The organism is Bacillus sp. ISL-78, assembly GCF_018613455.1.
Lineage (GTDB): Bacteria > Bacillota > Bacilli > Bacillales > DSM-1321 > Peribacillus > Peribacillus frigoritolerans.
In genome coordinates this window covers 201,387-214,196 of record NZ_JAGGQC010000003.1, presented here as the reverse complement: position 1 = coordinate 214,196, position 12,810 = coordinate 201,387, and the positions used below count along the sequence as shown (strand labels likewise).

Annotated in this window: 15 protein-coding genes and 1 pseudogene; 12 read left to right on the top strand and 4 right to left on the bottom strand. The window is 41.1% G+C overall.

Features of this window, described 5'->3' with window-relative positions:
- Window positions 1–11 precede the first annotated feature (11 nt).
- Window positions 12–926: an RluA family pseudouridine synthase gene (locus tag J7I96_RS03510; RefSeq protein ID WP_214769177.1), complete on the top strand. Its 915-nt coding sequence runs from the start codon at window positions 12–14 to the stop codon at window positions 924–926.
- Between the two features lie 91 nt (window positions 927–1,017).
- Here the strand turns inward: J7I96_RS03510 and prpE are convergent, their stop codons facing one another.
- Entirely contained in the window at window positions 1,018–1,761 is a 744-nt protein-coding gene (prpE, locus tag J7I96_RS03505; RefSeq protein WP_214769174.1) for a bis(5'-nucleosyl)-tetraphosphatase PrpE, read from the bottom strand.
- 122 nt (window positions 1,762–1,883) lie between these two features.
- On the opposite strand from prpE, the gene mgtE reads away from it, so the two are divergent.
- Entirely contained in the window at window positions 1,884–3,260 is a 1,377-nt protein-coding gene (gene mgtE, locus J7I96_RS03500) for a magnesium transporter (protein ID WP_214770132.1), read from the top strand.
- 133 nt (window positions 3,261–3,393) lie between these two features.
- Window positions 3,394–4,167, top strand: a complete 774-nt coding sequence (gene fabI, locus J7I96_RS03495; RefSeq protein WP_214769171.1) for an enoyl-ACP reductase FabI — start codon at window positions 3,394–3,396, stop codon at window positions 4,165–4,167.
- A 35-nt stretch (window positions 4,168–4,202) separates the two neighbouring features.
- Here fabI and J7I96_RS03490 read toward each other — a convergent pair whose 3' ends face one another.
- The 3 genes and pseudogenes from J7I96_RS03490 to J7I96_RS03480 all read right to left on the bottom strand — a co-directional run bounded on the left by J7I96_RS03490 (window position 4,203) and on the right by J7I96_RS03480 (window position 7,999).
- The gene (locus J7I96_RS03490; RefSeq protein WP_214769168.1) at window positions 4,203–5,387 is read right to left on the bottom strand and encodes a Ger(x)C family spore germination protein; all 1,185 of its coding nucleotides are present in this window, start codon (window positions 5,385–5,387) and stop codon (window positions 4,203–4,205) included.
- Window positions 5,384–6,906: pseudogene (locus J7I96_RS03485) on the bottom strand (spore germination protein). Before J7I96_RS03485 ends, J7I96_RS03490 begins: the two are co-directional and overlap by 4 nt.
- Window positions 6,863–7,999 carry a GerAB/ArcD/ProY family transporter gene (locus tag J7I96_RS03480; RefSeq protein WP_214769164.1) on the bottom strand — a complete coding sequence of 379 codons (1,137 nt, stop codon included), beginning with the start codon at window positions 7,997–7,999 and terminating at the stop codon, window positions 6,863–6,865. Before J7I96_RS03480 ends, J7I96_RS03485 begins: the two are co-directional and overlap by 44 nt.
- 221 nt (window positions 8,000–8,220) lie before the next feature.
- Between J7I96_RS03480 and J7I96_RS03475 the strand changes: the two genes are divergently transcribed.
- From J7I96_RS03475 to spoVIF, 9 genes are all read left to right on the top strand, one after another.
- Window positions 8,221–8,535, top strand: coding sequence for a hypothetical protein (locus J7I96_RS03475; protein ID WP_214769161.1), 315 nt, complete (start codon window positions 8,221–8,223; stop codon window positions 8,533–8,535).
- An 11-nt stretch (window positions 8,536–8,546) separates the two neighbouring features.
- Complete coding sequence (locus tag J7I96_RS03470; RefSeq protein WP_214769158.1) at window positions 8,547–9,119, top strand: spore coat CotO family protein; 573 nt, start codon at window positions 8,547–8,549, stop codon at window positions 9,117–9,119.
- Window positions 9,120–9,133: 14 nt separating this feature from the next.
- Window positions 9,134–9,499, top strand: a complete 366-nt coding sequence (locus J7I96_RS03465; RefSeq protein ID WP_034314467.1) for a DUF1360 domain-containing protein — start codon at window positions 9,134–9,136, stop codon at window positions 9,497–9,499.
- Window positions 9,500–9,792: 293 nt separating this feature from the next.
- The gene (locus tag J7I96_RS03460; RefSeq protein WP_057278901.1) at window positions 9,793–10,290 is read left to right on the top strand and encodes a YhcN/YlaJ family sporulation lipoprotein; all 498 of its coding nucleotides are present in this window, start codon (window positions 9,793–9,795) and stop codon (window positions 10,288–10,290) included.
- A 16-nt stretch (window positions 10,291–10,306) separates the two neighbouring features.
- Entirely contained in the window at window positions 10,307–10,777 is a 471-nt protein-coding gene (gene spoVAC / locus J7I96_RS03455; protein ID WP_214769155.1) for a stage V sporulation protein AC, read from the top strand.
- Between the two features lie 3 nt (window positions 10,778–10,780).
- A complete protein-coding gene (gene spoVAD, locus J7I96_RS03450) occupies window positions 10,781–11,806 on the top strand; it encodes a stage V sporulation protein AD (RefSeq protein ID WP_214925593.1) in 1,026 nt (341 codons plus the stop codon).
- 16 nt (window positions 11,807–11,822) lie between these two features.
- Complete coding sequence (gene spoVAE, locus J7I96_RS03445) at window positions 11,823–12,179, top strand: stage V sporulation protein AE (protein ID WP_063577046.1); 357 nt, start codon at window positions 11,823–11,825, stop codon at window positions 12,177–12,179.
- A 103-nt stretch (window positions 12,180–12,282) separates the two neighbouring features.
- A complete protein-coding gene (locus J7I96_RS03440) occupies window positions 12,283–12,432 on the top strand; it encodes a YjcZ family sporulation protein (RefSeq protein ID WP_082609450.1) in 150 nt (49 codons plus the stop codon).
- Between the two features lie 112 nt (window positions 12,433–12,544).
- Window positions 12,545–12,799, top strand: coding sequence for a sporulation-specific transcription regulator SpoVIF (spoVIF, locus tag J7I96_RS03435; RefSeq protein WP_034314458.1), 255 nt, complete (start codon window positions 12,545–12,547; stop codon window positions 12,797–12,799).
- Window positions 12,800–12,810: the final 11 nt, after the last annotated feature.

The window sequence follows — 12,810 nt, the reverse complement described above, 5'->3', positions numbered from 1 at the left end:
AGACTCACCTCATGTCAAATCAAAACTTTTCTTTGACCTGGTCGGTTTCTGAAGAGGATTCTGGCTCTTTATTGCGAGAGTTTCTCAGCAAATGCGATATTTCAAAACGAGCATTAACGGATATTAAGTTTAAAGGTGGATATATCCGGTTGAACGGCGAAGAAGTAACCGTAAGGGAACGGATTGAAACAGGTGACACCGTCACCGTCATATTCCCGCCGGAGCAGGCAAGTGAAGGCCTTTTACCGGAACCCATCCCCCTGGATGTCAGGTATGAAGATGAGTTTGTATTGGTGGTGGCCAAGCCCCCTTTCATGAATACCATTCCTTCCCGCGAGCATCCCAACGGCAGTCTGGCGAATGGCTTGGCGGGTTATTATAGGAAGACGGGAGTCCAGGCAACGATCCATATAGTTACACGTCTTGACCGGGACACATCAGGTCTGGTTTTAATTGCCAAGCACCGGCATATCCATCACCTATTAAGTGAACAGCAAAAATCAGGACAGGTTAAACGAAGATACCAAGCCATAGCTGAGGGGATCGTTGAAGGACCTGTAGGAGAGATAGTGGCGCCAATCGGACGAAAATCGACCAGCATCATCGAACGGGAAGTTAGGGAGGATGGCCGGCATGCCTGTACACTATTTAAGGTATTGGCACACACAGAGTCCCATACATTCCTTGATTTGGAACTCCAAACAGGGCGTACACATCAAATCAGGGTCCATATGGCCCATATTGGTCACCCGCTGGCTGGTGATGATTTATATGGAGGGAACAGGAGAGGTATCCCTCGCCAAGCCCTTCATTGTTTTGAGCTGAAATTTTTACATCCTTTCACAAAGAAGATGATGTTGTTTCAAGAAGGGTTGCCAGAAGATATGTCCCGTTTGCTCGATGGAAGTAAAGGATGGGATTCCTGATTTTATAATGGGGCACAATAAAACGAACGATTCAAGATTTTGAAAAAATCATGGACGCAAAAAAACTCACCAAGATGGCGAGTTTTTTTGGTTAATCAAAAGATGTCCTGAATTTTTCCGCTATATATGGCATGGTTGAAGGCACCTCTTGAAGATCCATTTCGGGATAACGGACAGCCGTCAGTTTTCCACCGAAGACGCAGCCTGTATCAATATTGTATGTATGATTGACTTGTCTAGCTTCAGGGACAGGTGTGTGGCCATAGACGATCCAAGATTCCCCTTTATATGATTTGGCCCAGTCTTTCCTGACCGGAGACCCATCCGGATGTTTGGAGCCATTTATATCACCATAGAGGACAAAGGTTTTTACTTTACTGCTATATTGACCAATATAGTCACTGCGAATTCCTGCATGGGCAATGATCAATCGCCCTTCATCAATGAGTTGATAAAGTGGGGAACGTTCATACAGATCCATGAATTTTTTTCGGATTTTCTTCTGCTCCCGACTGTTCAGTGATTCATATTCAGCTACAGTAGTCTCTAAACCGTGTGATATTTGCACTTTATTGCCTGAAAAATAACGATACAATTTATTGCAGTGGTTACCTGGGGCATACCTGGCTATATTTTGGTTAATGACTAATTCATGGACAACCTCGATTACTTGAAGGGAATTGGGGCCGCGATCGGTTAAATCCCCTACAAAGCCGAGAATCCGTCCAGAGGGATGTACAGGAACCCCAGTCTCCCATGTATAGCCCATTTTTTCGGTCAGATGCCTGAATTCAGCGAAACATCCATGAATGTCCCCTATGATATCGATGTTCATTTGACACATCCTTTGTTTGTTTTGTATATGTTTATGGTATTAGTATAGTATTATTTAAAAAAATAAAATATAAACGAGGAAATGAAAAAATATGTTTTAGGAGGTGTATGATTATGGAGGAGATGAAGGACCGGGAGAGGGAGCGGGAGAGTAGTCAAGTGAATAACGAGTATTTGCTTGAAGCGCTTAAAACGGAAAATCTAGAACAGTTTCGTACGGAGTTCCTTGAAATGCATCCTTATGATCAGGCTCAATTTTATACAAGCTTGTCAGATGAATTCAGATCCGTCATTTACACATATTTGTCACCGGAAGAAATGGCGGACCTTTTTGAGAATATAGAAATAGATGAAGAGGATTACGAAAGCCTGTTGGCTGAAATGAATCCTTCTTACGCGGCCGATATGCTTTCCCATATGTATGCAGATGATGCTGCTGACGTCCTGAATGAAATCAATGATGAACAGGCCGTCAGCTATTTGACCATCATGGATGATGAAGCGGCAAGCGAAATCCAGGAACTTCTGAATTATGAGGAATCTACGGCAGGAAGTATCATGACGACAGAGTTCATTGCCATTGAAGCAAATGAAACGGCTCGATCAGCCATGCAGATCTTAAAAAAAGAAGCCCCGGATGCGGAAACGATATATTATGTGTTCGTTACCGATCAGGATAAGAAGCTGCTTGGTGTTTTATCGCTCAGGACTTTGATCATAGCAGATGAAGATGCTTTAATTGGTGATTTAATGGATGACAGGGTAGTTTCCGTACCTGTATCTGAAGATCAGGAAGAGGTGGCACGAAAAATAAGGGACTATAACTTCCTTGCCGTGCCGGTCGTCGATTTCCAGAACCATCTGTTAGGGATTATTACGGTTGATGATATCATTGATGTCATGGATGAAGAGGCATCCGATGATTATTCTAAACTCGCCGGTATATCTGATCTGGATCATGTTGATAAGAGTCCATTTTCAGCTGCAAAAAAACGGCTGCCATGGTTGGTCATCCTCTTGTTCTTAGGCTTGCTGACTGCGAGTTTGATCGGGCGATTCGAGGAGACACTAAGCCAAAAAGCGATTCTGGCTGTATTTATTCCATTGATTGGCGGCATGGCTGGGAATACGGGAACACAAGCATTGGCAGTAGCGGTCAGAGGAATCGCAACAGGTGAATTAGAACAGGAAAGCAAGTGGAAACTAGTCCTTCGAGAGGCTGGAACTGGCCTTATCATTGGTCTGACATGTGGAATTGCCATCATTTTCATCGTATATTTTTGGCAAAATGATTTAATGCTGGGATTATTGGTCGGTATTTCGATTTTCATAACTCTAATCGTTGCTACACTTGCCGGTTCAATCGTCCCGCTTCTCATGCATAAAATGAAAATCGATCCAGCAGTAGCTTCAGGTCCTTTCATTACAACTATAAATGACCTTATCAGTATTCTTATTTATTTCGGATTAGCAACATTATTAATGGGCTATTTACTTTAAGTCAAAGAAGGCCCTCTTGGAGGGCCATTCCCAGAGGACTTTAGAAAACGGTGTTTTTATCAAAGGAAATTTGATATACTGTCATTAGTAGCAGGTACTAATAACTTGTATTAAAAATAGGAGGTCACATACGATGACTTTTTCATTAGAGGGAAAAACGTTTGTCATAATGGGTGTTGCGAATAAAAGAAGTATTGCATGGGGAGTTGCCCGTTCCTTACATAAAGCAGGTGCAAAGATGGTTTTCACTTACGGAAAAGACCGTACGGAAAAAAGCGTTAGGGAACTATCTTCCACATTGGAAGGGGAGCCCTCCATCATTTTACAATGTGATGTAACGAAGGATGAAAGCATTGAAAAATGTTTTGCGACGATTAAGGAAGAAACAGGTATCATTCATGGAGTGGTACACAGTGTCGCGTTCGCTAACAAGGAAGAACTTGACGGTGAGTTCGTCAACACGAGCCGTGAAGGGTTCTTGCTTGCCCATAATATTAGTTCATTTTCTTTAACGGCTGTAGCTAAAGCGGCGAAGGAAATCATGCCGGAAGGTGGCAGCATCGTCACAATGACTTATCTTGGCGGTGAACGGGTCATGCCTAATTATAATGTAATGGGAGTGGCCAAGGCCTCACTTGAAGCCAATGTCCGTTACCTGTCAAGTGACCTTGGCAAAGATAACATTCGAGTTAATGCTATTTCAGCGGGACCTATCCGTACCCTATCCGCAAAAGGTGTTCGCGACTTCAATACCATTTTAAAGAAGATTGAAGAAGAAGCACCGCTTCGTCGCACAACAACTCCAGAAGAAGTAGGGGATACGGCAGTATTTTTATTAAGTGACATGTCCCGCGGGATCACCGGGGAAAATATCCATGTGGATTCTGGTTACCATATAATCGGATGACAGTAAAAGAAGGGGGCCGATATCGGTCCCCTTCGTTATTGATTTTCCATTCCTTTGTCTTTCTGTCCTTCAAAGATAGGAGATAATTTTTGTTTACCAGTATCTTGAAGTTCTACCTCGACTCGAATTGATCTGAGCGTATCATCTTCCAAGGGGATCATTCCTTCATTCTCGATTCTTTTCCAAGTATCATTTTCATTCCGATAGATTATTTTAGAGAGCTTGAAGAGATCGATATCCCTTTTTTGCGTATATTGATATGTCTTTTTTATTTCTTTCCTGATTGAGCGTTTTATTTCTGATTCATATTGTTTACGCGTTATATCATTTTTCATCAATTCCACACTTGCCCTTATTTTCAAGTCCACATCAAATCTGACTTTGCTGTTTTTCCCGATGATAGGAGTGATTTCTGTCCTTTTATCGTAAAGGACGACAGATGTATCCTTTTTTGTTCCGGGGAAAAGGGTAATGCTATCACGAACGAAATCTTTATTGACTAAACGCCCTCCGTTCATGACATTATTCGGCAGATATTCTTTTATTTTATTATCGGAAATGATAGTAACACTTTCCATTAATAATGACTTTTTCTTTTTATCCTGACCGGTCCATTGCTCTGTTAATTTTAATTCTGGTATGGATACCTGATAAGCAGGTTCATCCAGTTGAATGATAATTTCTCTTAGATTAATGGGCGGGATGAAAGAACTTTGATGATAGTTATCATCCGGATCACTCAACTTTGAAAATGCCATGGAGATATTTTCAATGGGAGAAATGAGCATGGCGTCTTTTATTGAATCTTTAGTCATGAAAAAGAATATCCGATAACGTGTTTCACGGTAACGGTCCAAAAAATCAACCGTATTTTTTAGCCCGCCCACATTAAGCGCTTTTTCAGAAAAAATCACAAATGAGAGGTGTCCCCAATAAATACGCCGATCGGAAGTATGATATAAATTGAATAATGCTTCCTCCAACGTGTTTCCAGTAGCTGTTCCAACATCAGCTGCGTTAAGTGAACTAGGGTCACCGCCCGATTCCGATTTGGCTAACCCTTTCATATTAATTATTTGAAGGTGAACAAGGACCTTTCCGTTTTTATAATCGATACCTAAACCATTTGCATACACAAGGCGTTCAGGTTCATTGGAATCCCAACAGCCAGCTAGAACGAAAACACTTAATAAAAGAGTGAAAGCGCATTTCATTTTCATTTATGTCCTTCCTCACCTTTCTTCGTAGGATCTTTTGAAGAAAAGATGGATGGTCGTCTTTTATCAGATGAGGGAGGAATGCGAAAAAGTGTTTTGACTATGTTGGACATACTCAAATTAGCGGAAACTTCCATATAAGGAACTCCTAATATCCGGATATTACTTACATATGCACATAAAAATAGAGCTAGTAGCATAAATGCGAAAAGTCCCAAAAATGAAGCGGATATAATGGCCACGAGTCTTATTAAGCTGATGACGCCAATGATCGATTGATTGACGAGAGTGAAAGTGGCAACAGCCGAGCCGGCAATGACAACAAGCATGGCCGGACTGGTTAAACCGGACCGGATGGCGGCATCCCCTATGATCAAGGCTCCCAATACACTTAAAGTAGATCCAATCGAAGTGGGGAGACGCATCCCTGCTTCTTTGAAGATTTCAAAGACGATCACCATGGTAATTGCCTCCAGTGCGGTTGGAAGTGGCAGGCCCCTTCTGGACTCCACTACCGTTGCCAGCAATATCAGCGGTAACTGGTCTTGATGAAAGGTTGTTAATGCGACCCAAAAACCAGGAATAAAGCCGCAATGAAAATACCGAATAATCGAAGGGCCCTTTCAAATGAAGCATAAATGGACGTATATTCATTATCTTCGGATGTTTTTAAGACAATGAAGAGGTTGATTGGTGTAATCATTGTGTAGGCAACACCATCAATTAAAATTAAGAGCCTTCCTTTTAACAGGCATTGTACGGCAAAATCCGGCTTTCCCGAATAGTCATGCCTAGGGAAAAGTATCGAAGGCTTTTCTTCAATCAATTCCATAAATTGATTACCGCCATATATCCCATCCACATCGATCGCTTCTATTTTTCGAGATATTTCCTGTACCATATCGGGATTGGAAATGTCCTCCATATACAAAACTGCGACTTTAGTCAAAGTTCGCTTGCCCACCTCGAAATATTTAACACTCAAGGAGTTTGTTCGCATTCGCTTACGGATTAAAGCGACGTTAATGGATAAATCTTCTATGAAATTATCTCTAGGGCCTTTAATCGTGACTTCGGCAGATGTTTCCTCAGGGTTGCGTTGGGGACGCTTAGAAATATTAGCGGATAATAAATATTCGAATCCCTCAATGAGAAGGATTAACTTCCCAGAGTAGATGTCTGCAAATAATTCTTCTTTTGTGTTAACTTCGGCGAGTTGAGGAAGGTAAAGGGAGTCCTTTAACTCCTCAATGGTCAATTTCCCTTTTGGGTACCTTTGAAAAAATAATGTTAATCTTTCAAAAACAAGATTATTTAACAGTTCGGTATCGATAAGTCCTTCACATCCTATTAATGTGACTTTAAGTGGAAACTCATTGCGATATAGACTGCTTTGAAAAAAAACATCTCCTGAATTTTGGAAAATCTTTCTTAAATCGGATTCTTCTTTTATTTCAAGCTTTTCTATGTAATCCTTTTTACTTTTCGGCTTGGACAGTTGCTTTTTGGTTTTCTTGAACATCGGATGGGGGCCTCCTTTTTCTACGATTGCTGGAGAAAACAAAAATACTTAAAAGGATGGAAACCGCTAAAAAGAACCAGAACGTAATCGGCATGACAAATGCTCCGATAATGTGATATAAAATTACGTCACTGAAGCTGTAAGTATTGGCGACGATAAGTAAAATTGAATAGGCAAGTAGCAAAATCGTTTTGCTTCGCTTTTTTTTTATGGATAGCACTTCCAGTGATAAGAATAAGAAAAACGATACTCTTATGAAGGCTCCGGTTAACCATTGGTAAATCGAGAGGAAATCAAGATGCTCAATGAATCTGCCTAAAGTCACCAGTCCCCATTGTTCAAAAGCCGGATACTTTTGTCTGGAAGCCTCCAGGGGACCGAACTCCGTAATGGAACCAATTAGGGGTCCAAGGATTAGCCAGGTGAGGATAATGGCATTTAATGTAAACACCTTGAATTTTAATTGGCCATGGACTTTCTGCTGCATGAATAGAATGACAATCAACTCAATGAGCCCGGACAAAGGATAAATCATCCCGGAAACAACAGGGGACCAACCATTTTCCATAATGGGCTTTAATAGTGAAAAATCCTTAAATTGAATATTTGCGAACGCCACAAATATTCCAAAAACGATAACCGCAGTCAGTACGAATGTGTTCGTGATAACAATCGTTTGAATGTTAGTGGAAGCAAGGAAAAAACATAATCCCGTAAAAAGGATTATTTCGAAAATTGGTGGGGTTATAGGTAAGTAGGATACCTTTGTCCACATAATCATCTCTTTCAAGGACACTGCAGCTAATGAAGCGAAAAAGATACTCGTGGCAATGGATAAAACTTTGCCTGATGCCTTTCCTATGTTCGTTTCCACCCATACAAATATGTTGGTCTGACCGGTAGCTTTGTGAATGTAAAACAAAAGTAAACACCAAATCAATATCAATCCTAGAGCAAGCAGTACGGAAATCCACCCATCCCGTTTTGCACTTGGCAGTAAATGAGGAAGGATCGTGACATGATTTTTTAAACCGACAGCCGTGATCACGATTAAAGATAGTTGTAAAGTTGAAATTTTTCCGCTTTTTTTCATCTTCGGAGCTCCTCCTTTAACAGCCATTATTTATTAGTTTTCTCCATAAATGTCCAACATATCCAAGCTTGGTTGATGTCCTTTTTTGAAGGAGTGTCACATCACCAGCATAAAGAAGGGTGAGTTTCATATAAATGATACATAGAGCGGATATTCATTGTTTGCGAGAATCGGCATAAAGCTGCTTTCAACCCTATTCGAGAAAAAGAAGGAGGGGTATCATGGACGTGGAAAAAGTTGGTGTGCCTTGTGCTGATGGAAAACAAACTATACAAAATAAGCTGAAGAGACATATCAATTTACATGGAAAAAATATCAGCACTTCATATACCGCCGAGGAATTGGTGGAGCTATTGTCCCGACTTCCAGCCTTTGCACCTAAGCCTGTTTGTAAGTTCATCATCAATGACCGTACACTATTCGGGAAATTGGAACAAAAAAAAGAATCCAGTTTGTTCATAAGGCATAAATTCGGGAAAAAAGTTGTCCAATACCAATTGGAACAGCTGCAGTCCGTGGATATTCTGAAATATTAAGGAGGGTTTTCATGTCAGGGAAAAATGGCGATAAGGAATCCAAACCACTTATATATGTCGATCAAGCAAAAATATCAGATCTGCGTGGAAATATGCAAAGTGATTTTCGAACGAAAAAGGCTAAACCACAAGACAGCGCTGAGCCGGAACTTCAGGAAGAAGGCGAGCATAAAGAAGAAAAAATCGAACAGGTCAAACGCGAATTTGGTGTTTATGATGCCATGATGGAAATTGAAAAAGAGATTACGGGATTAAGGAAAATCACGGAAGAATATGTCCCTGAGCAAGCTCCGGTTGAAAAAATGGAGCATCCTGAACAAGTAGAACAGGAAAATGAAAAGCCAGTTAAGAGAAAAAGGAAAAAGGTGGAGAAGAAAGAATCATCCCGTGACATCATTTCCCGCCTATCCAATCATCAAGGTTTTCCAAAACCATTATGTGAGGCTGTAATTAACGGAGAAAAGCTTCGGTTTCATGTGTTGGGCATGAGAGGGGAATCAGTGAAAATTAAAAGAGGGAACCATATCCGTTTCGTGGGTCTGCCAGATATCATCGATGCCAAAATAATTGAAGAATCCAAGTGAAGGAGCAATATTAAATGTTTCCCCCACAAAGTGAATTTACCTTATTTATCATATTAGGCTTGGCTTCCTTCAGGCTGACACGCTTGATCGTTTTCGATAAAATCATGGAGCCGCTGCGCAGCCCCTTTTTTAAAGAGATAGAGGAAAAAAATGAAGAAGGAATTGTGGAAATATTTTTAATGCCCAAAGAAAAGGGTCTGCTGGGGTGGATTGGTCAATTGCTAAGTTGTTTTTGGTGTGTGGGTGTCTGGGTCAGCCTTTTTCTGGTTTTCCTTTATATCCAACATTGGTTTATAGGTGACGTACTGATATTAATCCTTGCCGTTGCAGCAGTAGGAGCGATAATTGAGGTTATAATCAGCAAAATTATGGACATTTGATTGGAAACAACTTGTCTTATCATTCATATATTATGATATAGATCTTAAAGGAGGAGTCATGAATTGAATCAAAAACAGAATAATCCATGGGCATATGCAAAACCGATAAAAAAAGATCAGCCAATCAAAATCAAGAAAGATTGTGGCTGTAATAATAACAATAAAAATAAAGGCTATTGAGTGAAAAAACCTTTCCATTTTGGAAGGGTTTTTTTATTTCCTAATCCTACCATTCATAAAAAAACCGTTAAACAAGAAAATAACAATAGAACGATAAATTAGGATGTGATTCTATGTTCAGACAAGGAAGATATTTTAAGGGAAGCTGGCTGATTTTTATAGTTGTTTTATGTGTGCTTACGGCGTGCAGCAATCAGAATGATGGAAAAACGGAGAATTTCGCGATGATTAAACGTACGAATCCTGAACCGATGGATATCATTAATGGAATGGATGAGAAGGATGAAAAGGGACTGATCTCAAAGGTAAAGGAAACAGTTGCTAATGAAGACACAATCTATGACGTGATCGTCGTGAAAAACGGGAAAAAGATTATCGTCGCTTATAAAGTTAAGCACTTACAACGTTTTCATATGAAGAAAATTGAAAAGACTGTGACTGAAAATCTGGAAGAAAAGTTTCCAGAGAATGATTTTATTGTTTCAAGCGATTATAAAATCTTTTTGGAATCAGTAAGGTTGAACGAGTTACTCAAGGAAAAGGATGTTCCCGAGAAAAAGGCAAGGAAGAAGTTCAAGGAAATTGAAGAACTTCAAAAAGAATTAATTTAGAAGAGAGGTTCAACACATGAGCGGCAAGGATAAAACGACCCCAATACAGGATGCGTATCAAGAGCTTCAAGGGAAGCATGAAATTAAAAGACCAATAGTGAAGAATTGTTTGAAAGCCTTTTTAGTAGGTGGCATTTTCTGTATAGTGGGACAAGCCATTTCCTATTTCTATATTTATTTTTTCAACTTTACGGAGCAGACAGCTGGAGGTCCGACAACGGCTACCATGGTGTTTCTGGCCCTTTTGATGACCGGTTTCGGATTTTACGACCGCATTGGCCAGTTTGCTGGGGCAGGGAGTGCCGTCCCTGTCACTGGGTTCGGCAATGCAGTCATTTCTGCAGCAATCGAACATCGGACGGAAGGTTTTGTACTTGGAGTTGGATCCAATATGTTTAAATTGGCCGGATCGGTTATTTTATTCGGAGTATTCTCAGCCTTTGTCGTGGCGTTAATAAAAACGATTTACCTAATGATTGGGGGCTAAGCGGTGTTAAAGGGAAAACAAACATGGATGTTCACCAATAAACCGGTCATCTTGGAAACAGGGGTAACAGGAGGGCCATTTGAAGCTAATGGAGAAATCGCGGGTGATTTCGATATTCTATACGACGATTTATGGATGGAGCAGGATTCATATGAGAAGGCTCATCGCCATTTGATGGAGAAAGCGGTAGAGCTTGCTTTGGAGAAAGGGGAGATTGACAAGGAGCAGGTACAGTTTTTCTTGGCTGGTGATTTAATCAATCAGGTTACACCGACAAGCTTTGCGGCCAGAACCAATGGAATTCCATATTTCGGCTTGTTTGGAGCCTGTTCCACATCGATGGAAGGGCTTGCTCTAGCTGCTTTCATCACTAATTATGGCGGGGCTAACTATGTGTTGACAGGTGCATCGAGCCACAATGCAGCTGTTGAAAAACAATTTCGCTATCCCACTGAATATGGCGGGCAAAAGCCACCTACAGCTCAATGGACGATAACAGGAGCAGGGGTGGCGCTGGTTGCTCCTAATGGAAGCAAGCAAGGGGAATATCCACAGCTTGTCTCGGCCACTATTGGTAAGGTCGTTGACATGGGATTGAAAGATCCTTTCAACATGGGGGGAGCAATGGCCCCGGCCGCAGTCGATACGATACTTGCTCATTTCAAAGATACTGGTTTGACCCCGGATGATTATGATTTCATCATTACTGGGGATTTAGGTCAAATTGGGAGGGAGACAGCCCATGACTTATTGAAACAAAAGGGCTGTAATATTAATCAGGAAAAATTCAAGGATTGCGGATTGATGATTTTTAAAAAGGACCAGCCTGTTTTGGCTGGCGGGAGCGGTGCGGGATGTTCGGCAGTCGTTTTATACGGTCATATATTAAATGAAATGATTTCCGGTAAATATAAAAAAATCCTGCTTGTCGCAACAGGAGCGTTATTGTCGCCGCTTTCCGTCCAGCAAAAAGATACGATTCCGTGCATCGCCCATGCAGTGTCCATTGAGTATGGGATGAATTCATGAAAAAGGAGGGATTTCGATGTTAGCAATGTTTTTTTGGGCCTTTGTCATCGGTGGCTTGATTTGTGTAGTAGGCCAGCTACTTTTCGATGTTGCTAAGCTGACCCCAGCACATACGTTAAGCTTATTCGTTGTAATAGGAGCCGTTCTTGGCGGATTTGATTTATATGAGCCGCTGGTTGACTTTGCCGGTGCAGGAGCAACCATACCGATCGTTTCGTTTGGGAACTCGCTGGTGAACGGGGCGATGATGGAATCGGAAAAACATGGGCTCGTTGGCGTACTGACAGGCATGTTTGAAATTACGAGTTCCGGTATCTCGGCAGCAATCGTTTTTGGATTCATCGGAGCATTGGTTTTCAGGCCAAAAGGATAAAATTAGTGAAATAGGCAGCCTTGGAATGGGACATGGCCTATACATATTTGTCCAGACCTACATATGTTATCAGTAAGCTTTAGCGAGAGCGAGGTGATATTGTATGTTTGGTTTTGGTGGCTACGGTTGTTGTGGCGGCGGCGGTTATGGATACGGCGGCGGATATGGCGGAGGATACGGCGGCGGTTCTACTTTCGCGATAATTGTCGTATTGTTCATCCTATTGATCATTGTAGGGGCTTCTTTCTGCTAGGCGTAAAAGGAATAGGCAGAAGAAGCCTATTCCTTTTATTTTTTTTGTATGGGCCTAGCACTTTTTTCTGATAATGCCATAGGATAGGTACAGAAAAGGGAGGGGCTTAAGTATGGATAATAACTTTTTTAAAAACATAGAAGGTAAAACCGGCGTAAATATGAAAGATGTATTAGAATTGGCAAACTCGCTGCAAGGAGCCAACTTCAAAGATGAAACAACGGTTAGAAACGTCATTAAGCGTGTTTCAAAAATAGCGAATAAACCGGTCAATAAGGAAACGGAAGATAAAATCGTCCATTCCATCGTAGCTGAAGGGAATAAACTTGATTTCGGGACGATATCCAATATGATAAATAAAAAATGAAAAAGGGCCTG